23 protein-coding genes and 1 tRNA gene are annotated in these 26,023 nt (G+C 73.7%); 11 read left to right on the top strand and 13 right to left on the bottom strand.

The genetic code is table 11. From position 1 onward, the window contains the following. Both OHL10_RS01510 and OHL10_RS01505 read right to left on the bottom strand, forming a co-directional pair. Window positions 1-1,935 (bottom strand): sigma-70 family RNA polymerase sigma factor, encoded by a 1,935-nt coding sequence (locus tag OHL10_RS01510; RefSeq protein ID WP_265520376.1) that lies wholly within the window; start codon window positions 1,933-1,935, stop codon window positions 1-3. Window positions 1,936-2,043: 108 nt separating this feature from the next. After that, on the bottom strand, window positions 2,044-2,658 hold the full coding sequence (locus OHL10_RS01505; protein ID WP_265520375.1) for a pentapeptide repeat-containing protein: 615 nt from the start codon (window positions 2,656-2,658) through the stop codon (window positions 2,044-2,046). An 82-nt stretch (window positions 2,659-2,740) separates the two neighbouring features. On the opposite strand from OHL10_RS01505, the gene OHL10_RS01500 reads away from it, so the two are divergent. The 4 genes from OHL10_RS01500 (at window position 2,741) to OHL10_RS01485 (ending at window position 6,856) form a co-directional block, all read left to right on the top strand. Continuing rightward, the gene (locus tag OHL10_RS01500) at window positions 2,741-3,067 is read left to right on the top strand and encodes a cupin domain-containing protein (RefSeq protein ID WP_265520374.1); all 327 of its coding nucleotides are present in this window, start codon (window positions 2,741-2,743) and stop codon (window positions 3,065-3,067) included. A 77-nt stretch (window positions 3,068-3,144) separates the two neighbouring features. Beyond that, complete coding sequence (locus OHL10_RS01495) at window positions 3,145-5,256, top strand: heavy metal translocating P-type ATPase (protein WP_265520373.1); 2,112 nt, start codon at window positions 3,145-3,147, stop codon at window positions 5,254-5,256. Window positions 5,257-5,340: 84 nt separating this feature from the next. Continuing rightward, a complete protein-coding gene (locus tag OHL10_RS01490) occupies window positions 5,341-5,913 on the top strand; it encodes an alpha/beta hydrolase family protein (RefSeq protein ID WP_265520372.1) in 573 nt (190 codons plus the stop codon). A gap of 112 nt (window positions 5,914-6,025) precedes the next feature. Continuing rightward, complete coding sequence (locus tag OHL10_RS01485; protein WP_265520371.1) at window positions 6,026-6,856, top strand: hypothetical protein; 831 nt, start codon at window positions 6,026-6,028, stop codon at window positions 6,854-6,856. 6 nt (window positions 6,857-6,862) lie between these two features. Here the strand turns inward: OHL10_RS01485 and def are convergent, their stop codons facing one another. From def to OHL10_RS01465, 4 genes are all read right to left on the bottom strand, one after another. Then, complete coding sequence (gene def / locus OHL10_RS01480; RefSeq protein ID WP_265520370.1) at window positions 6,863-7,552, bottom strand: peptide deformylase; 690 nt, start codon at window positions 7,550-7,552, stop codon at window positions 6,863-6,865. Window positions 7,553-7,671: 119 nt separating this feature from the next. Beyond that, window positions 7,672-7,744, bottom strand: a tRNA-Thr gene (locus OHL10_RS01475). Window positions 7,745-7,888: 144 nt separating this feature from the next. Next, window positions 7,889-9,430, bottom strand: a complete 1,542-nt coding sequence (locus tag OHL10_RS01470; protein ID WP_265520369.1) for an alpha/beta hydrolase — start codon at window positions 9,428-9,430, stop codon at window positions 7,889-7,891. A gap of 119 nt (window positions 9,431-9,549) precedes the next feature. Beyond that, window positions 9,550-10,125 (bottom strand): hypothetical protein, encoded by a 576-nt coding sequence (locus tag OHL10_RS01465; protein WP_265520368.1) that lies wholly within the window; start codon window positions 10,123-10,125, stop codon window positions 9,550-9,552. 217 nt (window positions 10,126-10,342) lie between these two features. Here OHL10_RS01465 and OHL10_RS01460 point away from each other — a divergent pair, with 217 nt between their 5' ends. After that, window positions 10,343-10,717: an SHOCT domain-containing protein gene (locus OHL10_RS01460; protein WP_265520367.1), complete on the top strand. Its 375-nt coding sequence runs from the start codon at window positions 10,343-10,345 to the stop codon at window positions 10,715-10,717. Window positions 10,718-10,803: 86 nt separating this feature from the next. Next, complete coding sequence (locus tag OHL10_RS01455) at window positions 10,804-11,337, top strand: GNAT family N-acetyltransferase (RefSeq protein ID WP_265520366.1); 534 nt, start codon at window positions 10,804-10,806, stop codon at window positions 11,335-11,337. A gap of 12 nt (window positions 11,338-11,349) precedes the next feature. Here OHL10_RS01455 and OHL10_RS01450 read toward each other — a convergent pair whose 3' ends face one another. Both OHL10_RS01450 and tmk read right to left on the bottom strand, forming a co-directional pair. Next, window positions 11,350-12,486, bottom strand: coding sequence for a DNA polymerase III subunit delta' (locus tag OHL10_RS01450; protein WP_265520365.1), 1,137 nt, complete (start codon window positions 12,484-12,486; stop codon window positions 11,350-11,352). Continuing rightward, window positions 12,483-13,256 (bottom strand): dTMP kinase, encoded by a 774-nt coding sequence (gene tmk, locus OHL10_RS01445; RefSeq protein WP_425498903.1) that lies wholly within the window; start codon window positions 13,254-13,256, stop codon window positions 12,483-12,485. The genes OHL10_RS01450 and tmk overlap by 4 nt, the downstream gene beginning before the upstream one ends. Before the next feature lie 47 nt (window positions 13,257-13,303). Here tmk and OHL10_RS01440 point away from each other — a divergent pair, with 47 nt between their 5' ends. Continuing rightward, complete coding sequence (locus tag OHL10_RS01440) at window positions 13,304-14,026, top strand: HAD-IA family hydrolase (protein ID WP_265520364.1); 723 nt, start codon at window positions 13,304-13,306, stop codon at window positions 14,024-14,026. Here OHL10_RS01440 and OHL10_RS01435 read toward each other — a convergent pair. Both OHL10_RS01435 and OHL10_RS01430 read right to left on the bottom strand, forming a co-directional pair. After that, entirely contained in the window at window positions 14,013-15,128 is a 1,116-nt protein-coding gene (locus tag OHL10_RS01435; protein ID WP_265520363.1) for an aromatic acid exporter family protein, read from the bottom strand. The two genes, OHL10_RS01440 and OHL10_RS01435, sit on opposite strands and share 14 nt — an antisense overlap. A 14-nt stretch (window positions 15,129-15,142) precedes the next feature. Then, window positions 15,143-15,610 (bottom strand): MarR family winged helix-turn-helix transcriptional regulator, encoded by a 468-nt coding sequence (locus OHL10_RS01430; protein ID WP_265520362.1) that lies wholly within the window; start codon window positions 15,608-15,610, stop codon window positions 15,143-15,145. A gap of 96 nt (window positions 15,611-15,706) precedes the next feature. Between OHL10_RS01430 and OHL10_RS01425 the strand changes: the two genes are divergently transcribed. Further along, window positions 15,707-16,021 (top strand): hypothetical protein, encoded by a 315-nt coding sequence (locus OHL10_RS01425; RefSeq protein WP_265520361.1) that lies wholly within the window; start codon window positions 15,707-15,709, stop codon window positions 16,019-16,021. Here OHL10_RS01425 and OHL10_RS01420 read toward each other — a convergent pair. Continuing rightward, window positions 16,006-17,094: a Gfo/Idh/MocA family protein gene (locus OHL10_RS01420; protein WP_265520360.1), complete on the bottom strand. Its 1,089-nt coding sequence runs from the start codon at window positions 17,092-17,094 to the stop codon at window positions 16,006-16,008. The genes OHL10_RS01425 and OHL10_RS01420 overlap by 16 nt on opposite strands. A 120-nt stretch (window positions 17,095-17,214) precedes the next feature. On the opposite strand from OHL10_RS01420, the gene OHL10_RS01415 reads away from it, so the two are divergent. The 3 genes from OHL10_RS01415 to OHL10_RS01405 all read left to right on the top strand — a co-directional run bounded on the left by OHL10_RS01415 (window position 17,215) and on the right by OHL10_RS01405 (window position 21,888). Beyond that, window positions 17,215-17,967, top strand: coding sequence for an ABC transporter ATP-binding protein (locus tag OHL10_RS01415; RefSeq protein WP_265520359.1), 753 nt, complete (start codon window positions 17,215-17,217; stop codon window positions 17,965-17,967). Continuing rightward, window positions 17,964-20,594, top strand: a complete 2,631-nt coding sequence (locus OHL10_RS01410) for an ABC transporter permease (RefSeq protein WP_265520358.1) — start codon at window positions 17,964-17,966, stop codon at window positions 20,592-20,594. The genes OHL10_RS01415 and OHL10_RS01410 overlap by 4 nt, the downstream gene beginning before the upstream one ends. A gap of 148 nt (window positions 20,595-20,742) precedes the next feature. Continuing rightward, window positions 20,743-21,888 (top strand): glycerol dehydrogenase, encoded by a 1,146-nt coding sequence (locus OHL10_RS01405; protein WP_265520357.1) that lies wholly within the window; start codon window positions 20,743-20,745, stop codon window positions 21,886-21,888. Between the two features lie 69 nt (window positions 21,889-21,957). Here the strand turns inward: OHL10_RS01405 and topA are convergent, their stop codons facing one another. Next, on the bottom strand, window positions 21,958-24,732 hold the full coding sequence (gene topA, locus OHL10_RS01400) for a type I DNA topoisomerase (RefSeq protein ID WP_265520356.1): 2,775 nt from the start codon (window positions 24,730-24,732) through the stop codon (window positions 21,958-21,960). A 198-nt stretch (window positions 24,733-24,930) separates the two neighbouring features. Further along, window positions 24,931-25,977, bottom strand: a complete 1,047-nt coding sequence (locus tag OHL10_RS01395) for a phosphatase PAP2 family protein (protein ID WP_265520355.1) — start codon at window positions 25,975-25,977, stop codon at window positions 24,931-24,933. Window positions 25,978-26,023: the final 46 nt, after the last annotated feature.

Genomic DNA, 26,023 nt, shown 5'->3' with positions numbered 1-26,023 from the left:
CTAGGGCACGATCGTGAACGCCGACACCCGCAGCGGGCCCACCCGGTCGTCCGCCACGTAGCGCACTCCGACCGTGTGCTCGCCCGGAGCGAGACCGGACAGCGTCCGGACGAGCGGCAGCAGCCCGACCGTGTGCCGGTTGCCCGTCGGGACCCCGTCGACGACGACCTCGAGGACACGTCCCGCCTGCCCGGTGAGGACCACCTGGAGGTCGTCGAGCTCGCCGTTGCCGTCGAGGTCGAGCACCGAGTACGGCACGCTCGCCCCGTCCGCGGGGGCGGTCAGACGTGGTCGCTCGAAGGTGTACGGCCCGACGGCGCCGCTCGGCTCCGACACGACGTCGACTCCCCCGGTGCGCTGGCTCTGGCGGGCGACGATCGTCTGCTCGCCCGAGCCGTCGAGCCCCCACGGCACCGCCGTCCAGGCGCCGGCCTCGTCGACCGTCGCGGTGCCGACGACCTGGTCGCGCGCGTCGAGCAGCTCGACGAGCGCTCCGGGGGTCCCCTCCCCGCCGAGCTCCGGGAGATGGACGAGCTCACCTGCTGCCGGGCCGACGACGGTCGGCGCGTCGAGCACGACCGGCACCTCCGGATCGGTCGGGTCCACAGGATCGGGTGGGCGCACAGGGACGGTAGGTGGGACGAGACCCGTCGAGCCCTCAGAGCTCTCCGGCGCCGCGGGGGTCTCCGCCGCCGGGCCGGTGCCCGTGTCCTCCTCCGCCAGCTCCTCCGTCGGCGCGTCGGCCCCGTCCTCCCGATGCTCGCTGCCTGCTACCCCGGTGTCGTCCGCCGCGACCTCCCCTCCGGGCTCGGCGACCGTGTCGTCGGCGGTGTCGTCCGTGGTCTCACGAACGTCGTGGTCCGGCTCCGGCAGGGTGACCGACGGTGTCGCGGGTGCCGCGACGGACTCGGTGGCCGGGACCGGCGTCTCACCGGCCCAGGGCTGCGCGAACGCGAGGACGCCCGCGACCGTCGCCGCACCGACGGCGATCAGCCCGGCGAGGAGCGCGCCGTGACCGGTGGCGGCGCTCGCCGCGCTGGCAGACCCGCCCCCCGTGGGGCCGACCCCGCTCGTCGAGGTGTCGGTCACCACCGGTCCGCCCGCCACCATGGGCGCACCGGTGCCCACGGGCGCACCGGAGGCCAGGACGCCGACCGCGGCGGACCCGCCACCGAGCACGGCGGGGAGGCCGAGGACCAGCGGCACGAGGACGAGCGCGAGCCGGGAGGCCACCTCGTCGATCTCCTCGACGAGGATCGCGCACGACAGGCAGCCGGTGAGGTGCTCGTCGAAGCGGTCTCGCGCGACGGCCGACAGCGCACCGCGCTGGTGCTCCGCCATCCGGGCGACCGCCCAGCGGCACTCGGGCGCGACGGCCTCCTCGTTGACGTGGACCTGGAGCCACTCGCGGCGCAGACCCTCGCGCGCGCGGTACGCGAGCGCGGACACCGCCCCGGCCTGCAGTCCGAGCAGCGGCGCGACGTCCCGCGGCTCCATGCCCTCGACCTCGGTGTACCAGAGCACCGCCTGCCAGCGCTGCGGCAGGCGCCGGAACGCGCGGGTCGTCATCGACCCGTCGAGCACGGTCTCGGCGATGTCGCGCGGGTCGCCCACCTCGGGCACGTCCTCGACCGGGAAGAGCTGCGGCGAGCGTGCCCAGCTGGCGGCGATGCTCCGGATCGACTGGTAGAGGTAGGGACGGAACGGGCCCGTCGGTCCGTGGCCCGACCGGATCGCGGCGAGGATCCGCACGTAGGCCTCCTGCACGAGGTCCTCCGGGTCGAACGATCCCGTGATCCGTCGTGCGGCGGCCCGGCCCGCGCCCGCGTGCCGCTCCCAGAGGGTCGCGTAGGCGTCGGCGTCGCCGTCCCGGACGGACGCGACGAGCTCCTCGTCGGAGCGTGTCGCGACGTCGATCGGGTTCTCGGGAGCCACGGGCACCATTCCTCTCTCGGCACCCGGGGTGTCGGGTACCAGGAGAAGAGACCGCTCGCGGGCCGGATCATGACGCGAGCGCGGCGGGCGGTCGCTGTGGTGCCCGCCTCAGTCGGCGCGGACGTCGAGACCCAGCGCGTCGGCGACCGTGAGCGCCTGACCGGCGTCGATAATCGCTCCGGTGAGGGTCGCCGACAGCGGGTCGAGCGCGCTGAGGTCGCTGCCCCGCAGGTCGGTGCCGGTGAGGTCCGCCCGGTGCAGCAGCGCGCCGGACAGGTCGAGGTCGCGCAGCGTCGCTCCCGCGCAGCGGGCGCCGGTCAGGTCGGCCTCCCGGAACCGCGCGCCGCGCAGCACGGCCGAGGTCAGGTCTGCCCGCGGCATCTCGACGAAGGACCAGTTGCCGCCCTCGACCCGCAGGAGGTCGAACGTGCAGTCGTCGAACACGGAACCGACGAGCTTGCACCGGGTGAACGTGGTGTCGAAGAACGTCGACCGGGCGAAGGTGCAGTTGGTGAACGCCGTGTCCGTGTGGGCGGAGGCGTTGAGCTGGACCCCGCGGAACGCGCAGTCGATGAAGGTCGCACCGGCCGTGACGACCTCGGAGAGGTCGCAGTCCACGAACTCGACACCCTCGAAGGTCTCCGCGTCCACCGTGCGCCCACCCCAGTCCTCGCCGGTGCGGGTGCTCGTCTGCCGTCCGGGGCCCTGCGTGCTTCTCGCCATTCCCGCGACGCTACCCGGCCCTGCCGACACCCAGGAGCCCTGCCATGATGGAGGCCCTTGCCGCCCCGACACCGGAGCCACCATGACGAACATCGAGCTGCTCACCGACGCGCACCTCACCGGGGCGCGTGCCGCCGAGAACGGCCGGAGCGCGGAGGTGGTCGTGCACGACGGTCCGCTGCGGCAGACGATCCTCGCGCTCGTCGCGGGGGTCGAGCTCGGGGAGCACAACGCCCCGCCCGCGGCGTCGCTGCAGGTGCTGCGCGGCCGGGTGCGGGTGACCGCGGTCGGCGGCGACGAGGACCTGGGGACCGGCGAGCTGCGCGTGCTCACCCACGAGCGGCACGCCGTCGTCGCGCTCGAGGACTGCGCGTTCCTGCTGACGACCGTGACGAGCCAGCCCGACTGACACCTCGGGAAGATCTCGGCGTGCTCTGCTGTTGCTATACCCCGTAGGGGTATATCGACGAAGATCAGGAGGCCACCGTGCAGCACGACGAGCTCGACCGCACGCAGCACCACGAGCACACGCACCACGACGCGCACGCCGGCCACGATGCGCACGCAGGGCACGACGCACACGCCGGCCACGGCGGGCACGGCGACCACGTCGCGCAGTTCCGGCGGCTGTTTTGGATCATGCTGGCCCTCGCCGTCCCCGTGATCGGGTTCAGCGGGATGTTCGCGATGCTCGTCGGCTACGACCTGCCCGACGCCGCGTGGGTCCCGTGGGTCTCGCCCGTCCTGGGCTCGGTCGTCTTCTTCTGGGGAGGTCGACCGTTCCTCACCGGTGCGGTCGGCGAGCTGCGGGACCGGTCACCCGGGATGATGCTCCTCATCTCGTTGGCGATCACGACGGCCTACGTCGCGTCGATGGGTGCGAGCCTCGGCCTGCTCTCGCACGAGCTCGACGTCTGGTGGGAGATGACGCTGCTCGTCGTCATCATGCTGCTGGGGCACTGGATCGAGATGCGGTCGCTCGCCGCGAGCCGGTCCGCCCTCGACTCGCTCGCGGCCCTCCTGCCGGACGAGGCCGAGCGCGTCGACGCGGACGGGACGACCACGACGGTCTCGCCGTCCGACCTGGGGGTGGGGGACGTCGTCGTCGTCCGACCGGGTGGGCGTGTGCCCGCCGACGGCGTCGTGTCCGCCGGCAGCGCGGACGTGGACGAGTCCATGATCACGGGTGAGTCCCGTCCCGTGCTGCGCGCGGAGGGCGACCCGGTGGTGGCCGGGACCGTCGCGATCGACGACGCCCTGCGCGTCCGGGTCGACGCCGTCGGCGCCGACACCGCGCTCGCCGGGATCCAGCGGCTGGTCGCCGAGGCGCAGGCGTCGAGCTCACGGACGCAGCGCCTCGCGGACCGCGCCGCGGGCTGGCTGTTCTGGTACGCCCTCGCCGCGGCCGCCGTCACCGTGGCCGCCTGGCTGGTCCTCGGGACACCCGAGGAAGCACTCGTGCGGACCATCACCGTCCTCGTGATCGCCTGCCCCCACGCCCTGGGCCTGGCGATCCCGCTCGTCGTCGCGATCTCCACCGAGCGCGCCGCCCGTGCGGGTGTGCTCGTCAAGGACCGCCTCGCGCTCGAGCGCATGCGCACGGTCGACACCGTGCTGTTCGACAAGACCGGCACCCTGACCCGTGGCGAGCCGGTCGTCACGCACCGCGCCGTCTCCCCCGGCCAGGACGAGGACGCGGTCCTGGCGCTGGCCGCGGCCGTCGAGGCGGACTCCCAGCACCCGCTCGCCCGCGCGATCGCCGCCGCGGCGACCGACCGCGGGCTGGACGTCCCGGTGGCGAGCGACTTCCGGTCGTCGACCGCCGTCGGGGTGCGGGCCACGGTGGGAAGCCGCCGGCTCGCCGTCGGCGGACCCGCGCTCCTGGCCGAGCACGGCCTGGCCCCCCTGCCAGACGCCGCGACCTGGGAGAGGGAGGGCGCGACGGTCCTGCACGCGCTCGCCCTGGGCGAGGACGACGGCCCGGCCGACGACGCGACGGTGCTCGGTGCGTTCGCCCTCGCCGACGAGATCCGGCCGGAGTCCCGCGAGGCGGTCGACGCGCTGCACCGCCGGGGCATCCGTGTCGTCATGATCACGGGGGACGCGCCGCCGGTCGCCGAGTCGGTCGCCCGATCGCTGGGCATCGACCAGGTGTTCGCCGGTGTGCGGCCCGAGGACAAGGACGCGAAGGTCGCCGAGCTGCAGCACGAGGGCCGGGTCGTCGCGATGGTCGGCGACGGTGTGAACGACGCCCCCGCGCTCGCGCAGGCGGACGTCGGCCTCGCGGTCGGCGCGGGCACGGACGTCGCGATCGCGTCGGCCGGGGTCGTGCTGGCGAGCGACGACCCGCGGTCCGTGCTGTCGGTGATCGAGCTGTCGCACGCGAGCTACCGGAAGATGCGGCAGAACCTGTGGTGGGCGGCGGGGTACAACATCGCCGCCGTGCCGCTCGCCGCGGGTGTGCTCGCGCCGGTCGGTTTCGTCCTGCCGATGGCGGTGGGTGCGGTGCTGATGTCCGCGTCGACCGTGATCGTGGCGGCGAACGCGCAGCTGCTGCGACGCATCGACCTCGCCCCCGAGCGCCTCGCGTCGTCCTGACACCCGCCCTGTCGCCGCCCGGCCCCGTGCATCGCGGGGCCGGGCGGTTCGTCGTGCGTCGTGCGCTGCTGGAAGACTGGCGCGATGACTGGTGACAGATCTCCCGTGGCCGGCCTCCTGCTCACCCCCGGCGCAGGTGCCGGCCGTGACCATCACACCCTCGTCGCGGTCGAGGAGGCGGTGGCCCCGCTCCCGGTCCGTCGGGTCGACTTCCCGTACCGGCTCGCGGGCAGGCGGATGCCCGACCGGCCCGCGGTCGCCGTCGCCCACCTCGCCGAGGAGGCCCACCGGTTCGCCGAGGAGCTGGGCGTCGCGACCGAGCGGCTCGTGCTCGGCGGCCGGTCGTACGGCGGCCGGATGTGCTCCATGGCGGTCGCGGACATCCTGCCCGCGGCCGGGCTCGCGCTCCTCAGCTACCCGCTGCACCCGCCGGGCAAGCCGTCCTCGCTGCGGGTCGACCACTTCGGGGACCTGCACGTCCCGGTGCTGTTCGTCTCGGGCGACCGTGACCCGTTCGGGTCGCCGGAAGAGCTCGAGCAGCACTCGGCCGCCATCCGCGGACCGGTGACGACCGTCCTGCTGCCGGGGGCGCACGACGTCAAGGGTCGGGACCTCGAGGTGGGCGTCGCCGTGCGGACCTGGATCGCCGGTCTCTGAGCGCGGGATCGGGCAGAGGCCCGGCGCTGTCCGCGGACGGGTGAGGTTGCGTACGATGTCAGCGCTCACCACCCACGGACGCCGCCCCGCGCGGCAGCTGGAGGACCCACCGATGCGCCGAGTCGCCGCCGCGACGCTCGCCGCCGCGCTGATCGCGACGGCGTGGTGGGGCGCGGCCGCACCCGCGGCAGCACAGCCGGTCGGCGGGGTCGTCGCGCAGCGCGACGGTTCCGGAGAGATCACGGTGACGCCGACGTCCGTGACCTTCGACCCGACGCGGTTGTGGTCCGACTGGGGGTCGCTCCACTACGAGGTGACGGCGCTCGACGGATCGCACTCCCGCTGGTACACGCAGATGTACCGCCCCGCCGACGTCGAAGACGGCGAGCTCACGTTCGACCGCCTCGGGCGCCACCACCGGGACGGGCACTGCCTGCGCTGGGTGCAGGTCACCGGCCTGCGAGACATGCACAGCGTCTGGGGCGGCGACGACCCGGTCTGCAGCGAGGACGAGGTCGAGTCCCTGCCGACGCCGGAGCCGGGCGGACCCGAGCCCGAGCCCCGGCCGTCGTCGACCCCTCGCCCGACCACGTCGTCCGAGCCCACGGCGCCGCCGGCCCCGGAGGAGCCTGAGCAGGAGTCGGCCGTCCCGGTCACCGAGGCACCCGCACCCGACGTGGAGGAGGCCGAGGAGCCACCCGTCGAGGAGGAGGTCGAGCCCACCGAGGAGCCGACGGAGGAGCCGACCGAGGAACCCTCCGAGGAGCCGGTCACCGCCAGCGACGAGCCCTCCACGAGCGGCGGCCTCGCCCACGCGAGCGAGCGCGGCGCGCCACCTCCCCCGGCCCCTCGCGACTCGACGTCGATGCTCCTCGCGATGGGTGTCGGCGCCCTCATGGCCCTGACGGGCGGCGCTCTCCTGCTCGTGCGGCGGCTGGGCTGACGACCCTCAGACGCGGGGGCGTTCCGGGTACTCGGCGGGCTCCCGGCCCTGGGCCACGGCGCGTTCGCGACGGCCCTCCAGGATCGCCGGGCGCTCCTCACGCATCTCGGTGAGCACGTCCCGACGGGCACGCTCGGTGAGGAGGTCGATGTAGAGGCGGCCGTCGAGGTGCTGCGCCTCGTGCTGGAACGCTCGCGCGAGGTAGCCGTCCGCCTCGAGCAGCAGCTCGTCGCCGTACTGGTCGACGCCGCGGACCCGCGCGCTCCACGCCCGCGACAGCGGTGCGTAGGCGCCGGGGACGGACAGGCAGCCCTCGTCGTCCTCGTCCTGCTCCTCCGGGTCCTCCGGGTCGCTCGTGATCTCGAGGACGGGATTGACGACGTGCCCGACGTGCCGGTCACCGTCCTCGTCCTCGACGTCGTAGACGAAGACGCGCAGCCCCACACCGATCTGGTTGGCGGCGAGCCCGACGCCCTCCGCGTTGTCCATCGTGGCGAACAGGTCGTCCACGAGCGCCGCAAGCTCGGGCGTCCCGAGCTCGGCCACCGGGCGGCACGGCTGGTGCAGGACGTCCTCACCGACCTCCGTGATCCGCCGCACCTGCCCACGCCCCACCTCGGGCGGGACGTCGGGGTAGGACTCGACCGGCGCCCCGAGCAGGTAGGTCACCGGGCGACGACGCCGAAAGCTCCACATGGCCCGAGGCTAGTTCGCGCAGGTGTCCGCGCCCAAGCGGGATGTGGATGAACTTCCGCGCGCGGTGCACCGCGACACGACGAAGGCCCGGAACGGTGACGTTCCGGGCCTTCGGTCTGAGCCGCCTGTGGGAATCGAACCCACGACCTTCTCATTACGAGTGAGACGCTCTGCCGACTGAGCTAAGGCGGCGCGCGCAGGGTCCAGCGCACCGGAGTGATCCCGGTGCCGGAGCAACGAGCGCGGCCCCACTGTACCTGGCCATCGGCCGAGTCTCCAAAGCGTCACGGACGGACGCCGTCGGTCAGGGTTCGGTGCCGGCAGGCGGTGACCGGGTCAGCAGGTGAGGCCGTCCTCGGGGACGGTCCCGTCCACGAGGAACGCATCGACGGCGTCCTCGAGGCAGTCGTTCGCCCGGCCGTAGGCCGTGTGCCCCTCACCCTCCCAGGTCACGAGGACCCCGGAGTCGAGCGTCTCGGCGAGCCCCTCGGACCACACGTACGGCGTGGCCGGGTCGTTGGTCGTGCCGATGACGAGGATCGGGTCGGCGCCCGCGGCGGCGAGGTCGAACTCCTGCTCGACCTGCGGGACGGGCCAGTCGGCGCACGTGAGCCCGCCGTACCCGAAGAACGTGCCCATCGTCGGGGCCGCCGCCTCGATCTCCTCGAGCTGGGCCGCCATGAAGTCCGGGTCGGGGTTGCCGCGGTCGTCGAGGCAGTTCACGGCGCGGAACGCCTCGGCCGAGTTCGACGAGAAGGAGCCGTCGGGGTTGCGGTCGTTGTAGAAGTCGGCGAGGAACAGCAGGGTGTCCGCGACGCCGTCCTCGAACACCTCGGTGAGCGCCTGCGTGAGGAGGAACCAGTTGCCGTCGTTGTACAGGGTGACGGCGACGCCGTAGAACGCGAGGGTCTGCGTCACGCGACGCTCGCCCGTCGTCGGCAGGGGGTTGTCGAACGCGCGGTCGAGCAGGTCACGGATCTGGGCCATGCCGTCGTCCACCGACCCGGACAGCGGGCAGCCGGCGCCGCCCTGGCAGTCCGTGACGTACGCCCGCAGAGCGTTCTCGAAGCCGACGGCCTGCTGCGCGCCGACCTCGTCGGACGTCAGGGTCGTGTCGATCGCGCCGTCGAGCACCAGGCGGCCGGCGCGCTCCGGGAAGAGGCCCGCGTACGTCGCGCCGAGCTGTGTGCCGTAGGAGTACCCGAGGTAGTTGAGCTTCTCGTCGCCGAGGACCGCGCGCATCATGTCCATGTCGCGCGCCGCGCTCTGGGTGTCGACGTTCGCGAGGAGATCGCCCGAGCGCTCCGCGCACGCCTCGCCCCAGGCGGCGAGCTCCTCGGCGCGAGGTTCGATGCCCTCGGCCGTGTACGGGAAGTCCCGCGAGAGGGACTCGTCCTTGCGCGCGTCGTCGAAGCACTCCACGGGCGTCGACTCCCCGACCCCGCGGGGGTCGAAGCCGATGACGTCGTAGGCCTCGGTGACAGGGTCGCCGAAGCTGCTGATCGCGGCGTCGATGAACTCCAGCCCCGAGCCTCCCGGGCCACCGGGGTTGGTGAGCAGGGAGCCGATCTTCTCCCCGCCCGCCGGCATCCGCTTGACCGAGAGGTCGATGTCGCCGGCGTCGGGGTCCTGCCAGGAGAGCGGAGCGCGCACCGTCGTGCACTCGAAGCCACCGCCGCAGTCCGTCCAGTCGAGGCTCTGCGTGTAGTAGTCCTCGTAGCCGGCCGGTGCGCCGTCGCCGGTGCCGGGTGCCGACGAGGAATTCGCCTCGTCGGCCGGTGTCTGCACCTTCGGCGGGGCGGTGCACGCCCCCAGGGCGAGGACGACCGCGAGAGCGGAGGCACAGACGAGCGGGAGCGCGCGGGAGGGGGATCTCACCACGCCAAGGTAGCCGCTCGGCCTGGTAAACACCTCACCGCACGATCGCCGCGAACCGCCTTTCACGGGGTCTTCACGACATATCGATCGTCGCTCGGTCGATGTGGCTCGCTACGGGGTCAGGCGAGGCCGACCCAGGCCGCCTCACCGGGCGCGCCGTCCGTGCGCGCCGGCACCGAGACCGAACCGTCCCGGTCGAGCACGACCGTCACCGGGGCGGACGCGTCGACGCCGTCCGGGACCGACACGACGGTCGTCGCGGGAACGTAGTCCATGGTGCAGACCTGGTCCGCGGGGATCTCGATGAACGTCACGACGACGTCGCCGTCCGCCACCTCGGCCGCACCCTCGGCGAGCACAGGACACGAGCTGGAGCCGTGCGTGAACACGTACAGCAGCCCGTCCTGGTCCGTCCACGCCGCGCCGCTGCCCCCGTCCGTCGGGGCGTCGATACCTGCGGGCAGCCCTCGGCCGCTCGCGCCCGGCTCGAGCGTCATGTCGGCGGCGTCTGGTCGGCCTTCACCGTCCGGATCCACGGTCTCCTCCTGGGTGGTCTCGTCCTCAGGTACCGTCCCGCTCTCCTCGGGCTGCGACGTCGGGCTGGCGCCTCCTGGCTCCGTCCCGGTGGCGCACGCGGTGATGACGAGCAGGAGCGCTCCCGCGGCGAGCGCGGGGGCACGGCGGGCGGTGAGCATGCGGGACTCCTCGAGGTGGGCGCCTGTACGGGTCCATCGTCGACGCAAACGGCAGCCACCGCAGCACCGGGCACCGAGGTGACACCGGATCGTGACCCCAGGACCCTCGGGCGTGGCGCGCGCGGAGAGGTCCGAATCGCTAGATTCCTCGTGTCGGGTCGTCTTGGTACCGCATCCCGCGGCCCCTCGGGCCCGCAATCGAGAAAGGGTTGCAACGATGGACTTCTGGGACTTCTTCTGGCTCCTGGTCTACAGCTTCTTCTTCATCGCCTATCTCATGGTCCTTTTCCAGATCGTCGGGGACCTGTTCCGTGACCACCAGCTCTCCGGCTGGTGGAAGGCGGTGTGGGTGATCTTCCTCATCTTCCTGCCCGTTCTCACTGCGCTCGTCTACCTCATCGCTCGGGGCAGGGGCATGGCCGAACGGCAGCAGGAGATGATCCGACAGGCCAAGGACGACACCGACTCCTACATCCGCCAGGTCGCCGCCGCGTCCCCGACCGACCAGATCGCGAGCGCCAAGGCGCTCCTCGACTCCGGGGCGATCAGCCCGGAGGAGTTCACGACGCTCAAGGCCAAGGCGCTGGCCTGAGCTGAGCGCAGACGTGCCGGCTGTGCCGCCCCGCCCGAGCGGGACGGCACGGCCGGCGCAGCACATCGTGCCGATATCGTCGACGGATGGCCACGCTGCGTGCCGGACCACCGGACGAGCTCGCCCTGGCGGACGCGCCAGGGGGTGGGCTGCGGCGGCTGACGTCGCACGACTGGCCCCTCGAGCAGGCGCTCTCCCGCGTCGCCGACGTGCCCCGGTGGACCTACTACCCGCCCGATCTGTCGGACGACGACGCCCGCGAACGGGTGCGGGTGGCGGTGGAGCGCGACCGGGCGGGGATCACGGCCCGGTACGTGGTCCTGCTCGACGGTAAGCCCGTCGGCACCGCGGGCGTCGCTGCACGGACGCCGCTCGCCGCGGAGGTCTTCTACGCGCTGCTCCCCGTCGGCCGCGGACACGGCCTCGCGACGTGCGCCGTGGTGGAGCTGGCCACGTGGGGTTTCGGAGCGGGCTACCACGAGGTGCGGCTCGCCACCGTCGTGGGGAACGAGGCGAGCGAGGCGGTCGCGGCCCGCGCCGGGTTCCGGGCCGTCGGGACGCAGGTGCAGGACGACCGCACGACGACGCTGTGGGTCCGGTCGCGCGACGGCTCCCCGTGAGGCAGGTTCCGGTCAGCCCTGCGGGCGCAGGGCGATCGCCATGGCCTCGAGTGCGAGGAGCGGCGCCACGTTCCCGTCGAGGCGCTCCCGAGCCACCCCGATCGCGTCCATGCGCCGGACCGTCTGCTCGGGCGTCGAGTCCTCGGCGAGCGAGCGCACGGTCTCGGCGAGCTCGGTGTTGACGAGCTCGACCTCTGCTCCCAGCTGTACGACGAGCACGTCGCGGTAGAGCGACAGCAGGTCCACCATCGCGCGGTCGAGCACGTCGCGCTGGTGACGGGTCGCGCGGCGCTTCTGGTCCTTCTCGAGCTCGGTGACCTGCGAGCGCAGCCGCGGGGGCAGCGTCTCACCGGGTTCCGCGCCGAGGGACCGCAAGAGCTCGGCCTTCTCCGCCGCGTCGCGTTCTGCGGTCGCGGCCTTCGCCTCGGACTGCGCGACCTCGACGAGCTCACCCGCGGCCAGGACCGCGTCGCCGACGCCGCGGATGCGGCGTGCGATCGCGAGCACCGACGTGCGGCGCTGCCAGGCGTCCGGGTCCCGCGCGAGGCGGCGCGCCAGCCCGATGTGGCTCTGCGCGGCGCGCGCCGCGCCCTCGGCGAGCGCCGGGTCGGCGCCGTCACGCTCGACGAGCAGCCGTGCGACGGCCGCGACGGGCGGCACGCGCAGGACCATGGCGCGGCAGCGTGAGCGGATCGTCACCATGACGTCCTGGGGGCTGGGCGCGCACAGGACCCACACGGTGTGCGGGGGTGGCTCCTCGATCGCCTTGAGGAGGACGTTCGTGGTGCGCTCGGCCATCCGGTCGGCGTCCTCGACGACGATGACCCGCCAACGGCCCTGGGACGGGCTGCGGCTCGCGAGCCCGACGAGGTCCCGCACCTCGTCGATCGCGATCGTCACCTTCTCGGTCGTGACGAGGGTGACGTCGGCATGGGTGCCGGCGAGCGACGTCGTGCAGGCCTGGCAGTGCCCGCAGCCGCCCTGCTCGCACTGCAGGGCTGCCGCGAAGGCACGGGCGGCGTTGGAGCGGCCCGAGCCGGGGGGCCCGGTGAAGAGCCACGCGTGGGTCATCGCGGCCGGGTCGCGGACCGCTCCCTGGAGCACCTCGACGGCGTGCTCCTGCCCGACGACGTCGTCCCAGACGCTCACGCGTTGCTCGCCTCCTGGCCGTGGTCGGCCGGGGCACGTCCGCCCGTCTGCGCGTCGCGCGGCCGGGTGTAGCCGATCGCGGTGTCCGAGTCGTCGAACCCGTCGTCGGGATCGGCGGCCATGGTGTCCTCGGCCTCCTCGACGACGGGCGTCAGGGCGAGGCGCGCCGCGACGTCCACGCGGATCTGTCCCTGGATGTCCTCGACGGGCGCGGAGGCGTCGATGACCAGCCACCGCTCGGGATCCTGCGCGGCCCGCCGCAGGAAGGCCTCGCGCGTGCGCCGATGGAACTCCGCCCCTGCCCGCTCCAGGCGGTCGTGCGCGCGGTCCATGCGGCGCGCGGCGAGCGCCGGATCGAGGTCGAGCAGCACCGTGACGTCCGGCATGAGGTCCTGCACGGCCCAGCGGGAGATGAGCTCGACCTCGTCCGCGCCGAGCTCCCGACCCCCCGCCTGGTAGGCGACGGACGAGTCGAGGTAGCGGTCCGTGACAACCACCGCCCCGCGCTCGAGCGCGGGGCGCACGACGCTCGCCACGTGGTGCGCACGGTCCGCGGCGTACAGGAGCGCCTCGGTCCGCGCGTCCATGTCACCGCCGTGCAGCACGGCCTGCCGCAGCTCGAGCCCGAGCGGCGTCCCGCCCGGCTCGCGCGTGAGGACGACGTCCCTGCCGGTCAGGTCACCCAGCCACTCCCCGAGCAGGCGCGCCTGCGTCGACTTGCCGGCACCGTCGCCGCCCTCGAAGGAGATGAAGTACCCGGGTCCGCTCACGCGCCCACTGTAGCCGCGGCGTCCCACGCGCCGGGTAGCCTCGAGTGATGCCCTCCACCGAGCCCTCGACCGACCGCGCCCGCACGGCGCCGCCCACGCCCGGTGCCGCGTTCGCGGGCCGTACCTTCGACGCCGTGCTGTTCGACATGGACGGCACGCTCATCGACTCCGTGCCCGCCGTCGAGCGGTGCTGGCGGCGGTGGGCGGCCGAGCACGACCTGCCGGGCGCCGAGAGCTTCCAGATCGAGCACGGCACGCCGGCCCGCTCGCTCATCGCGCGTCTCCTGCCGGCCGACCGGGTCGAGGAGGCCTTCGCGCGGATCCTCGAGCTCGAGCTGGAGGACACCGACGGCGTGACGATCCTGCCCGGCACGCCGGAGGCGCTCGCGAGCCTGCCGGAGGACCGGCGGGCGATCGTGACGTCCTGCACGGGGCCGCTCGCCGCGGTCCGGATCCGGGCGTCCGGGCTCGACGCTCCTCAGGTGGTCGTGACCGCCGACGACGTGACGCACGGCAAGCCCGCCCCGGACCCGTTCCTGCTGGGCTCCCGCCGCCTCGGGGTGGACCCCGCGCGCTGCCTCGTCGTCGAGGACGCGCCCGCGGGCGTCGCCGCGGCACGTGCCGCGGGCTGCGCGGTCCTCGTCGTCGCGGGGACCCATACGCTCGCCGAGCTGGCGGGCACCTCCCCCGCACCCGACGCCGGGGCCGTCGACCTGGCGGCCGTGCGGTTCACGGTCGGCCCGGACGGGATCACCGTCACGGACCGCTGACGCCCGTGTCGCGTGCGAGCGCGGCGACGCCCCGACGCAGGGCGAGGACGAGGGCTCCGGCCGCGAAGTAGTCCTCGTCCGACCCGCCTCGCACGACCCGCACCTCGCGGCGCACCTCGTCGACGGCGTCGGTCACCTCCTCGGTCGACGGCCCGTCGGGCGAGCCGTCGTCGGCGCGCAGCGCCCGGGCGTAGGCGGCGACCGCCTCCGCCGTCGTCGGCCGCAACCGGGGACCGAGCGCCACGTCGGAGCGATCCTGGCGCTCCCACTCCGCGACGAGCCGGGTGACCTCGCTGACCACGGAGGCGCCGACGTCGAGCGCCTGCGCCCACCCGAGCTGCTGAGCCGTCCGTTCGATCCGGCGGTGCACGCGCGCCCGGACGTTCCCGCGGGTCGCCTCCTGCGAGCGCGCGATGCTGGCGCGGGTCTGCTCGAGGACCGGCTGCACCGCACGGCGGCGCTCTGCCCACTCCTCGGCCGTCGGCGGGCTCTCCTTCTCGAGGCCCTCGGCCACCTCCTCGAGCTGCTCGGCGAGGGTGTCCCGCAGCCGGGTCAGCTCACGCTCCGACGGGACGAGCAGGAGGGACGGGACGGCGAGGTTCACCAGGATGCCGATGCCCGCGCCGACGACGACGAGGCCGGCGTAGGCCGTGACGAACCCGACCTTGTCCTCGTTGCCGATGATGAGGACGAAGAGCGCCGACGTCGCCGCCCACTGGCCCATCATGCCGAAGACCCGCCAGCCGCCGACGAGGACCGCGAGCGCCACGACCACCGCGACCGATCCAGCGCTCGGCGCGAGGACGAGGTCGACGCCCCGGGCGATCACCGCGCCCAGGACGATCGCGCCGACGGCCTGCACCGAGTGCCGCACGGACCCGGCGACGGTCGTGGACGTCGCGACGACGGCGCCGAGAGGCGCGTAGTACGGGTAGTCGGAGAAGGGCTCGGGGGCGACGAGACCGACCGTCCAGGCGAGCGCGGCGGCGACCGCGGCGCGCCCCGCCATGGCCCAGCGCGGGCGCATCGACAGGAAGCGCACGGTGGCGCGCGTCCATCGCCCGACGGCGGCCTCGCGCGGGGCTGGCTCGTCTCCTCCCACCGGAGTCGCGTCCCTCAGACCTGGTCGCGCCTGGACGCGGCGACGACCCTCGACGCGGCGACGTGCACGTCGCGCAGCTCGTCCTCCGTCATCCCGGTGGCGCGCACGATCGCGGGCGGGATCTGCTCGGCGCGCTCGCGCAGCGCGTGGCCCGAGCCGCTGAGCCGTACCTCGACGAGCCGCCCGTCACGGGCGGACCGCGTCCGCTCGAGGTAGCCCGAGGCCTCCAGGCGCTTGAGGAGCGGGGAGAGCGTCCCCGGGTCGAGCAGGAGCCGGTCCGCGAGGCCGGTGACGGTGGTGGCCTGGCCCGCTGCGGCGTCCTGCCACAGCGCGAGGAGCACGAGGTACTGCGGGTGGGTCAGGCCGAGGGGGTCGAGCAGCGGGCGGTACATGGCGACCATCGCGCGCGCGGCCGCGGACAGCGCGAAACAGACCTGCGCCTCGAGCGCGAGGGGGTCCGCCGGTACCTGGGGATCGGTCATGTCGCCAGCGTACCGACGGCCGCCCTATGCTTGGTGGACCACTCTTTGGTGCACCAAGCATTTTTGTACCCGACGCAGGCCGGAAGGACGACGCGCATGACGGACCGCACGACGAAGGGCTCGACCGGACGCGACCGCGCACGCCGACCGCTGGGCCTGCGCCTGACCGAGGGGTTCCTGCCGATCTTCGGCCCGGCGCAGGTCGGGCGGCAGGGCTCCCCCGGGCGCGGCGTCTCCCCGGAGGAGCAGTCCCGCGAGCGCGAGCTGCGCACGCGCTTCGAGTACGTCACGGGCCCGGACGGCCGCAGCTACGTCGTCGAGCACACCTCGGCTGCGGCGGATGCACCGGACGAGCCGACGCCTCACGAACCCACGACGGACGAGCCCGGCGAGGCTCACTCCCCCGGGTAGGACACACCGATCTGCCGGCGGACCTCGTCCATCGTCCGCATGACCTCGAGCGTGCCGTCCCACGTCATGCGCGGGCTCTGCGTCAGACCCGCTTCGACGCAGCGGGCCACCTCGGCCGCCTGGTACTGCTTGCCCTCGCCGGTGAAGCCGGAATAGTCCCAGATCGCGCCGTCGTGCCGCACGACCCGGAAGGACGTGGGCGCGTAGAACGTGCCGTCCACCTCGATGCGCCCGGCGGTCCCGGAGATCACGGCCTGTGTCGCGGTGCGTGACCACAGCGTCGTCGAGAGCGTCGCCTGCGTGCGCGCCCCGTAGCCGAACGCCATGCTGATCTGCCCGTCGACGCCGGTCTCGGTGAGCGCGCCGACGGCGGTCACCGTGTCCGGCGCGCCGAGCACGTCGTGCGCGAACGAGACCGGGTAGACGCCGAGGTCAAGCAGCGCGCCGCCCGCGAGCTCGGGTGCGTAGAGCCGGTGGCCCGGGTCGTACGGGAAGAACTGACCGTGGTCGGCGCTGAGGTTGACGACCTCACCGATCTCGCCGCGGGCGATCACCCCGCGGATCGCCGCGACGTGCGGCAGGAACCGCGTCCACATGGCCTCCATGACGAACACGCCGGCCGCCGCGGCAGCCTCGAAGACCTCGCGCGCCTCGGCCTCGTTGCGGGTGAACGCCTTCTCGACCAGGACGTGCTTGCCCGCCGCGATCGCGAGGAGCGCGTGCTCGCGGTGGTGCGAGTGCGGCGTCGCGACGTACACCACGTCGACCGTGTCGTCGTGGACGAGCTCGTCGTACCCGTGGTGCGTGGTGGGGATGCCGTGCGCCGTGGCGAACCGCTCCGCGCGCGTGCGGTCCCGCGAGCCGACGGCGGAGACCCGCGCCTGGGTGTGCTGGCGCACCGCCTCGGCGAACGACGACGCGATGCCGCCGGCACCGAGGATCCCCCAGCGGATCGTCGGAGCGGTCCGGGGGTCGGGGACGACGCCCGTGACGTCGACCGGCAGCCCGTCGACCGGGCCGCTGACGCTCCCCGCGGAGGCGGACTGCTGCTGCACGCTGGCTTCGTTGCTCATGGGGCAACGCTATCGCTGTGGGATCGCTCTCAGGCGCGTCGTCCACCGAGTGGGCGAGCCCGGCACCAGAAGTTTCCGCCGGGTGATGCGCACCGGACGGCGACGGGCCACGATGGGCCCATGGCCGAACCGACACCCACACCCGCCGCCAGAGCGAGCGCGCACGGCCTGGTGAAGGTCTACGGCTCCGGCCCGACGGCGGTGCGCGCCCTCGACGACGTCGACGTCGCCTTCTCCGGGGCGCACCTCACCGCGATCATGGGACCCTCCGGCTCCGGGAAGTCGACGCTCATGCACTGCATGGCGGGTCTCGACACCCCGACCGCCGGCCAGGTCGTGGTCGACGGCCAGGACATCTCCCGGATGTCCCAGCGGCGGCTCACGGCGCTGCGGCGCACCCGGATCGGCTTCGTCTTCCAGTCGTACAACCTCGTGCCCACGCTCACCGCGGCCGAGAACATCACACTCCCCCTCGACATCGCCCGCACCCCGGTCGACCGAGACTGGTTCGACGAGGTCGTGGGCGCCGTCGGGCTCGCCGACCGCCTGCACCACCGGCCGTCCGAGCTGTCGGGCGGGCAGCAGCAGCGGGTCGCGTGCGCACGAGCGCTCGTCTCGCGGCCCTCCGTCGTCTTCGCCGACGAGCCCACCGGCAACCTCGACTCCCGCTCGTCCGGCGAGGTGCTGGCGTTCCTGCGCCGCTCGGTGGACGAGCTCGGCCAGACCGTCGTCATGGTGACGCACGACCCGCGCGCGGCCTCCTACGCACACCGGGTCGTGTTCCTCGCCGACGGCCGCATCGCCGGCGAGATCCTCGACCCGTCCCAGCAGGACGTCCTCGACGCGTTGGCCGCGGTCGCGGAGCCGTCGTGATCCGCGTCGCGCTGCGGGGCGTGCGCGCCCACCTCGTGCGGTTCGTGCTCTCCGTGCTCGCGGTGACGCTCGGGGTCGCGTTCGTCGTGGGGACGTTCGCGTTCCGGGGCATGCTGTCCTCGACGTTCGACGACATCATCGCGACGACGCTCGTCGCCGACGTCTACGTGCGCGGCGCCGACGTGCTCGAGTCCGACAACCCCGGCGCGGGCGGAGGTTCCGGTGGCGGCTTCGGCGAGGCCCGCAGCCTCGTGCCGCTCGACCTCGCCGACGACCTCGCGCGGCTCGACGGCGTCGACCGCGCCGTGCCCGACGTCTCGGGCCCCGTCGTCCTCGTCTCGGCGGACGGCACGGCCGTCGTCACCTCCGGCCCTCCCAGCACGGCGTTCTCGATCGACCCGCAGGACCCCAGCCTGACCCTGGCGGACGGCGCGTGGCCGGCCGGCGGGCAGATCGTCCTCGAGGAGAGCGCGGCGCGCACGGCCGGACTCGAGGTCGGCGACACCACCACCGTCGTGCTCGGCGACGAGCCGAGCGAGGTCGAGGTCGCCGGGGTCTTCACGGTCGAGGCGGCGCCCGCGGGGGCCGTGCTCGTCGGGATCGATGACGCCACCGCCCGCGCCGCCTACGCCCCCGACGGGCTCGCGGCGATGATCTCCGTGTACGCCGACGCCGGTACGGACGCCGGAGCAGACGTCGACGCCCAGGGCCTCGCCGACCGCGTCGGGGCGAGCCTGCCCGAGGGCGCTGAGGCCGTCACGGGCGACCAGGTCCGCGAGGAGGCCGGCGAGGCCGTCGAGCAGGTGCTGGGCTTCATCGAGACCTTCCTGCTCGTCTTCGCCGCGATCGCCCTGTTCGTCGGCGCCTTCATCATCACCAACACGTTCGCGATGTCGGTCCGTGAGCGCCTGCGGGAGCTCGCCCTGCTGCGTGCCCTCGGGGCGTCCCCGGCGCAGGTCTTCGCGTCCGTGCTCGCCCAGGCGCTCGTCGTCGGGGTCGTCGGGGCGGCGCTCGGGGTGCTCGCGGGAGCCGGGCTCGTCCGGCTCATCCGGGCGGGCCTGGCCGCCGGCGGCTTGGAGTTCTCCGGCCGAGCACCGCTCGACGCCACGCAGATCGTCCTCGCGGTGGGCCTCGGCGCGCTCGTCAGCGTGCTCGCCGCGATCCTGCCCGCCCGCCGGGCCGCGCTCGTCCCGCCGGTGCAGGCGATGCGCGACGACGTGGCCCCCGACCGGGGCACGGGTGTCCGCGCCGCCGCGGGCCTGGTGCTCGTCGCGGTGGGTGCGGGCGTGCTGGTGCTCGCCGCGCACCTCGGCGCGTCGGTGAGCGACGCCCCCACAGGGTGGGAGGTCGTCGACGGTCTCGACCCGCGCCTGCTCCTCGGCGTCGGCGCGGGCCTCGTGCTGGTCGGGGTGCTCGTCGGGTCGCCCGCGGTCGCCCGCGGTGTCCTCACGGTCCTCGCCGCCCCCCTCGTCGCCGCGCTCCGCCCGCTGGGCCGCCTCGCCCGCGGCAACGTCACCCGCACCCCGCGGCGCACCGCGAGCACGGCGGGCGCGCTGCTCATCGGGATGGCGCTCGTCTCCGTCACGGGCGTCATCGCGGCGTCCACGCAAGCCTCCGTGCGCACCGTCGTCGAGACGGAGGTCCGCGCCGACCTGCTCGTCGACTCCGCGACGTGGGTCGTGCCCGACGGTGCGCTGCGCGCCGTCGAGGCGGTGCCCGGGACGCAGAGCGTCGACGCCGTCCGGCTCGGCGTGACGCCGGCCCTGGCCGTCGACGCACCCGCCGGGACCGAGGCCCGGGGCGCCGACGTCGGCGGGGTGCCCGCCCGGTTCTTCGCGACCGCCCTCGACCCTGTGGCGATCCAGGGAGACCCGACGGCCGCGCTCGAGGCGGGGGACGCCGTCGTGCACCGGTCCACCGCCCGCGAGCGCGGGTGGGAGCACGGGGACGTGCTCGAGCTCGGAGCGGGCGCCGCCGCGCGGGAGGTGCGCATCGGTGCGGTCATCGACAGCCAGATCGTCAGCACGGGGGTGGTCGTCGACGACGACCTCTTCGACGCGCTCGTGCCCGCCGGTCAGCAGTCCGTCCGGATCGTCTACGTCACGGCCACCGACCCCGCCGGGACCGAGGCGCTGCGCGCCGACCTGCTCGCCGCCGTCGAGCCGTACCTCGTGCTGACCGTCCTCGACCGCGAGGAGACGGCGTCCGCGTTCGCCGACCAGGTCGACCAGGTGCTCGTCATCCTCTACGCCCTGCTGGCGCTGTCGATCGTCATCGCGCTCCTCGGGATCGTCAACACGCTCGCGCTGTCCATCATCGAGCGCACGCGCGAGATCGGGCTGCTGCGCGCCGTCGGCCTCGGGCGTCTCCAGCTCGCCGGGATCATCGCGATCGAGTCCGTCCTCACGGCCGTCTACGGCACCGTGCTCGGGGTCGCGACGGGCATCGGGATCGGTGCCGCGCTACCAGGCGTGCTCGCCGACGAAGGGCTGAGCACGCTCGCGATCCCCTGGACACAGGTGCTGGGGGTGCTCGGCGCGGCCGTCGTGATCGGACTCGTCGCGAGCGTCTGGCCCGCGATCCGGGCGGCCCGGCTGCCGGTGCTGGACGCCGTCTCCGTGGACTGAGCGCCCTCGTGGGACCAACGTCACCGACTCGCGCCGGTGGTCCTGCAGCGATGGCGATGCCCGACGGGCCGTGCCTACAGTCGAGGTGTCGCCGGGCACGGCGCACCCATGCCGGACCTGCGACTCCCGCCCCACCGAGGAGGTCCCCGTGTCCGTGGTCCCTGTCCGTACCCTCATCAGCCCCCTGCGCTACGTCCAGGCACGCGGCGCCCTCACCCGGCTCGGCGAGTTCGTCGCCCCCATCGGGACCAAGCCCCTGCTCGTCGCCGACGACGTGGTGTGGGCTCTCGTGCAGGACACCGTCGCGGAGTCGCTGCAGGCCGCCGACCTCCCCCGCCACCGCACGGGGTTCGGGACCTACGCGACCGCGGCCGAGGTCGACCGGCTCGCCCGGGAGATCGAGGAGGCCGGCGCAGACGTGATCGTGGGCGTCGGCGGCGGCTCGACGATCGACGCGGTGAAGGCCGCGGGGCACCTCGCCGGGATCCGCTGGGTCTCGGTCCCGACCGTCGCCTCGACGGACGCGCCCTGCTCGGCCCTGTCCGTCATCTACACCGAGGACGGCGCGTTCGAGGAGTACCGGTTCTTCCCCCACAACCCGGACCTCGTGCTCGTCGACACCCAGCTCGTGGCGAACGCCCCGGCGAAGTTCCTCGTCGCCGGCGTGGGCGATGCGCTCGCGACGTGGATCGAGGCCCGCGCGGTCGCGCAGGCGAACACCACGACGATGGCCGGCGGCCTGCCGCTCGTCACGGGCACCGCCCTCGCCGAGCTGTCGTGGAAGATCCTCTGGGAGAACGCCCTGCCGGCGATCGCGGCGGTGCGCGAGCACATCGTCACCCCGGCCGTGGAGAAGGTCGTCGAGGCCAACACCCTGCTGTCCGGGCTGGGCTTCGAGTCCGGTGGGCTCGCCGCGGCGCACGCCATCCACAACGGGCTGACCGCCGCGCCCCAGACCCACGGCCTCACCCACGGCCAGAAGGTCAACATCGGCTCCCTGACCCAGCTCGTGCTGGAGGGCGCACCCACCCAGGAGATCGACGACTTCATCGTGTTCACCACCCGTGTGGGGCTGCCGAACACCCTCACCGAGATCGGGCTCACGGCCGACGACGTCGGCGACCTCACCCGCGTCGCGCAGTCCGCGACGGCCGAGGGCGAGACCATCCACGCGATGCCGTTCGACGTCCACGTGCCCGAGCTGGTCGACGCGCTGCGCTCGATCGAGAGCTACTCCCGGCGCGTCCGGGCGGACGCCGGCCTCCCGGAGCCCGAGAAGCACGTCGCCCACTGACCCGGTCGCGGCAGCCGCCGAGGTAGAACCCCAGTTCGCGAGGTAGAACCCCAGTCGATCACTGGGGTTCTACTTCGCGGGGGACTTCTTGGCCGCGGGCTTCTTGGCGGCAGGCTTCTTCGCGGCCGGCTTGCGCGCGGGCTTCTTCTTGGGGCCCTGCGCGCGCTTCTCGGCGAGCAGCTCGATCGCCTGCTCGGGCGTGATCGACTCGGGGGTCGTGTCGCGCGGCAGCGTCCGGTTGGTCTCGCCGTCGGTCACGTACGCCCCGAAGCGGCCGTCCTTGACGACGATCGGCTTGCCCGACGTCGGGTCGTCGCCCAGCTCGCGCAGCGGCGGCGCGGCGGTGGCGCCGCGTCCACGCTTCGGCTGCTTGTACAGCTCGAGAGCCTCCTCGAGCGTCACCGTGAACATCGCCTCCTCCGACGGGAGGGTCCGCGAGTCCGTGCCCTTCTTCAGGTACGGGCCGTAACGGCCGTTCTGCGCGGTGATCTCCGTCCCCGACTCGGGGTCGGTCCCCACCACGCGCGGCAGCGAGAGCAGCTGCAGGGCGTCGTCCAGGGTGACCGACTCGAGCGTCATCGTCTTGAGCAGCGAGCCCGTGCGCGGCTTGGGGAGCGCGGCCTTGGCGCGCTTGAGCGCGGCGGCCGACAGCCCCTCCTCGAACTCCGGCTCCGGGAGCTGCTCGGTCACGTACGGGCCGTAGCGCCCGGCCTTCGCGATGATCGGGTACCCGGTCGACGGGTCGGTGCCGAGGACCCGGCCGTCGTCCGCCCCGGCCGCGAGCAGCTCGCGCGCCTTGGCCACGGTCAGCTCGTCGGGCGCGACGTCGTCGGGCACGGAGGCGCGCGGCGGGTTCTCGCCCTCCTTCACCTCGACCGTGAGGTCCTCGACGTACGGGCCGTAGCGGCCGACCCGCAGCTGCAGGCCTTCCCCGATGGGGACCGAGTTGATGTCCCGGGCGTCGATGTCGCCGAGGTCCTGCACCAGGTGGCGCAGGCCCTCGACGGCGTTCTCGCCGTCCTGGCCGAAGTAGAACCGCGTCAGCCACTCGACCCGGTCCTTGTCGCCCGCGGCGATCGCGTCGAGGTCGGCCTCCATCGCGGCCGTGAAGTCGTAGTCGACGAGCCGCTCGAAGTGCTCCTCGAGCAGCCGGATCACCGCGAACGCGAGCCAGCTCGGCACGAGCGCCTGCCCACGGGTGAGCACGTACCCGCGGTCCTGGATGACCGAGATCGTCGACGCGTACGTCGACGGACGCCCGATGCCGCGCTCCTCGAGGGCCTTGACCAGGCTCGCCTCGGTGTAGCGCGGCGGTGCGGACGTCGAGTGCCCGTCGGCCGTCAGGTCGGAGCCGGTGAGCGCGTCGCCCTCGGCCATCTGCGGCAGCCGGGCCTCGTCGCCCTTGCCGGCGCTGCCGGCCGCACCGAGCGAGTCCTCGGCGTAGCGGTCGGTGTCCGAGCTCTCCTCGTACGCCGCGAGGAACCCGCGGAACGTGATGACCGTGCCGGAGGCGGCGAAGACCGCGTCGCGGCCGTCCGTGCGCAGCGCCGCTCCGAGCCGGACCGACGCGGTCGAGCCCTTCGCGTCGGCCATCTGCGAGGCGACGGTGCGCTTCCAGACGAGCTCGTAGAGCTTGAACTGGTCGCCCGAGAGCTCGCGAGCGACCTGCGCGGGCGTCCGGAACGAGTCCCCCGCGGGACGGATCGCCTCGTGGGCCTCCTGCGCGCCCTTGTTCTTCGAGGCGTACAGGCGCGCCTTGTCCGGGACGAACTCGGTGCCGTACAGCTCGGCTGCCTGGCGGCGCGCGGCGTCCACGGCCTCGGCCGACAGTGCCGGCGAGTCGGTCCGCATGTACGTGATGTAGCCGTTCTCGTACAGCGACTGCGCGGTGCGCATCGTCTGCCGCGAGGACATCCGCAGCTTGCGGCTCGCCTCCTGCTGCAGGGTCGACGTCGTGAACGGCGCGGCGGGCCGGCGCGTGTACGGCTTGGTCTCCAGGCTGCGCACGGTGAAGTCGGCGCCCTCGAGGCCTGCCACCACCTCACGAGCGGCGTCCTCACCGAGCTGCGCGACGCCGTCGCGGGCGGCCCCGGGCTTGAGCCGGCCACGGTCGTCGAAGTCGCGACCGCTCGCGACGCGTGCGCCGTCGAGCTGGACGAGCCGCGCGCCGAACGCGTTGCCCGCGTCGGTGGCCGTGCGGTCGGCGAGCCCGAAGGTCCCGGTCACGTCCCAGTACTCGGCAGGCACGAACGCCATGCGTTCACGCTCGCGCTCGACCACGAGGCGCGTCGCGACGGACTGCACGCGCCCCGCGGACAGGCCCTGGCGGACCTTGCGCCACAGCACCGGCGAGACCTCGTAGCCGTAGAGACGGTCGAGGATGCGCCGCGTCTCCTGGGCGTCGACGAGGTGGGCGTCCAGGTCGCGCGTGTTCTCCAAGGCCCGCAGGATCGCCTCGCGGGTGATCTCGTGGAACACCATGCGCTTGACGGGGACCTTGGGCTTGAGCGCCTCGATGAGGTGCCACGCGATGGCCTCGCCCTCGCGGTCCTCATCGGTGGCGAGGTAGAGCTCGTCGGCGTCCTTGAGCGCCCGCTTGAGCTCGGCGACCTTCTTCTTCTTGTCGCCGTAGACCTCGTAGTAGGGGTCGAACCCGTTGTCGACGTCGACCGCGAACTTCCCGTACGGGCCCTTCTTCATGTCCGCGGGCATCTCGGACGGCTGCGGGAGGTCCCGGATGTGCCCGACGCTCGCCTCGACCTCGTAGTCGTCGCCGAGATAGCCCTGGATCTTGCGGGCCTTCGCGGGCGACTCCACGATCACGAGCTTGCGTCCCTGGGACATCCGTACCTGCTTCCTGTGCTGTGGCGGCTCGCGCCGACCGGACCTGCGGACCGCTCCGTCGAGGTGGTGGGGCCAGGGCTCGGCACGCTCGTCGTGCCCGCCCTCGAACCACCCGGCAGCCTATGACGTTACGCCACCGGCGCCCGGGCGCACCCTATCGCTGTGGACGGGCGGTGCAGAAGATGGGTGAAGTCGCCGTCAGCGCGTGGCGGCACGACCCGTCGCCTGACGCAGCAGCAGCAGGAGCGCGAACGCGGCCGCGCTCACCGCGACGACGCCCGCCGCCCCGCCGAGGTAGGCCGTGACCTGGTCCGCGTCGGGGGACGACCAGCTCGCCGGGTAGACGCGCTGCAGGCTCCACACCGCGACCGCGCCGGAGGCGGCGGCACCCAGCAGCAGGAGCACACCGACGATCGCCGAGCCCGGGGCGCTGCCCGCGTCCACGTCGAGCGCCGACGACGGTGTGAACGCGCACACCATCGCTCCCCAGGCGAGCACGACGAGGACCGCGGCGACCACGTCGCTCGGTCGGTGCCACTGGCCGACGAGCGTCGAGACGCCCGTCGCCGCGGTGTACCCGGCGCCGAGGACGGCGACCAGCGGTCGCGCGGGTCGCGGCACGGCGAGCAGCAGGGCGGCGGAGACCGACGCCGCGACCGTGGTGTGGCCGCTCGGGAGCGTGTTGCCCGAGTCCCAGCCGCCGATGAGGTTCTCGCGACCCAGCAGGCTGTGCTTGACGAGCTGCGTGGTGACGTTCGCGCCGACGACGAGGAACGCGACCTGGAGCGCGAGCCCCCAGCGCCGACGCAACAGCGCGATGAGCATCGCGGCACCCACGCCGGCGACGAGGAAGGTCACGGAGACGACGTCGAGCACGGGCTCCGCGAGCTGCCACAACCGGCCCTGGCCGTAGACCGCACCGTCGAACGCGAGCCGCTCGAGCTGCTGGCCCTCGAACGTGTCGGCGAAGTACCGCCACAGCACCCAGACGCCGACGGCCGCCACGAGCGCGGTGAGCACCGCCACGACCCGGGCGACGACGCTCGGCCCCGCACCGGGCGACGTCCCGGTCGGTGCCGCCCGGCCGTGCGCGGGGAAGTGCGCGGGGGCGTGGGCAGCGGGGTGACCCGGGGCGTGGTCCGGGAAGGCGGGCGGCCCGTCCGGCGGCCGCTGGTGCGATCGACCCGGCTGCTGCCCGCCGGAGCGGGGCAGCGGCTGGGTCGGCGCGACGTGCTCGTGACTCATCCGACAACCGTAGGACACCCGTGTGGGGAACTGGCGCAGACGGTGC

The sequence above is a fragment of the Oerskovia flava genome (assembly GCF_026163685.1).
Taxonomy (GTDB): Bacteria; Actinomycetota; Actinomycetes; order Actinomycetales; family Cellulomonadaceae; genus Oerskovia_A; species Oerskovia_A flava.
The sequence above is the reverse complement of the archived record's forward strand: the minus strand, read 5'-3'. Positions and strand labels throughout refer to the sequence as shown.

Excerpts from the sequence above, each read along its gene's own strand:
- OHL10_RS01440 (WP_265520364.1), top strand. The coding sequence starts at position 13,304 with ATGCCCTCCACCGAGCCCTCGACCGACCGCGCCCGCACGGCGCCGCCC.
- topA (WP_265520356.1), bottom strand. The coding sequence starts at position 24,732 with ATGTCCCAGGGACGCAAGCTCGTGATCGTGGAGTCGCCCGCGAAGGCC.
- OHL10_RS01485 (WP_265520371.1), top strand. The coding sequence starts at position 6,026 with ATGCGCCGAGTCGCCGCCGCGACGCTCGCCGCCGCGCTGATCGCGACG.
- OHL10_RS01425 (WP_265520361.1), top strand. The coding sequence starts at position 15,707 with ATGACGGACCGCACGACGAAGGGCTCGACCGGACGCGACCGCGCACGC.
- OHL10_RS01415 (WP_265520359.1), top strand. The coding sequence starts at position 17,215 with ATGGCCGAACCGACACCCACACCCGCCGCCAGAGCGAGCGCGCACGGC.
- OHL10_RS01455 (WP_265520366.1), top strand. The coding sequence starts at position 10,804 with ATGGCCACGCTGCGTGCCGGACCACCGGACGAGCTCGCCCTGGCGGAC.
- OHL10_RS01490 (WP_265520372.1), top strand. The coding sequence starts at position 5,341 with ATGACTGGTGACAGATCTCCCGTGGCCGGCCTCCTGCTCACCCCCGGC.
- OHL10_RS01430 (WP_265520362.1), bottom strand. The coding sequence starts at position 15,610 with ATGACCGATCCCCAGGTACCGGCGGACCCCCTCGCGCTCGAGGCGCAG.
- OHL10_RS01420 (WP_265520360.1), bottom strand. The coding sequence starts at position 17,094 with ATGAGCAACGAAGCCAGCGTGCAGCAGCAGTCCGCCTCCGCGGGGAGC.
- OHL10_RS01460 (WP_265520367.1), top strand. The coding sequence starts at position 10,343 with ATGGACTTCTGGGACTTCTTCTGGCTCCTGGTCTACAGCTTCTTCTTC.
- def (WP_265520370.1), bottom strand. The coding sequence starts at position 7,552 with ATGTGGAGCTTTCGGCGTCGTCGCCCGGTGACCTACCTGCTCGGGGCG.
- OHL10_RS01395 (WP_265520355.1), bottom strand. The coding sequence starts at position 25,977 with ATGAGTCACGAGCACGTCGCGCCGACCCAGCCGCTGCCCCGCTCCGGC.
- OHL10_RS01505 (WP_265520375.1), bottom strand. The coding sequence starts at position 2,658 with ATGGCGAGAAGCACGCAGGGCCCCGGACGGCAGACGAGCACCCGCACC.
- OHL10_RS01465 (WP_265520368.1), bottom strand. The coding sequence starts at position 10,125 with ATGCTCACCGCCCGCCGTGCCCCCGCGCTCGCCGCGGGAGCGCTCCTG.
- OHL10_RS01500 (WP_265520374.1), top strand. The coding sequence starts at position 2,741 with ATGACGAACATCGAGCTGCTCACCGACGCGCACCTCACCGGGGCGCGT.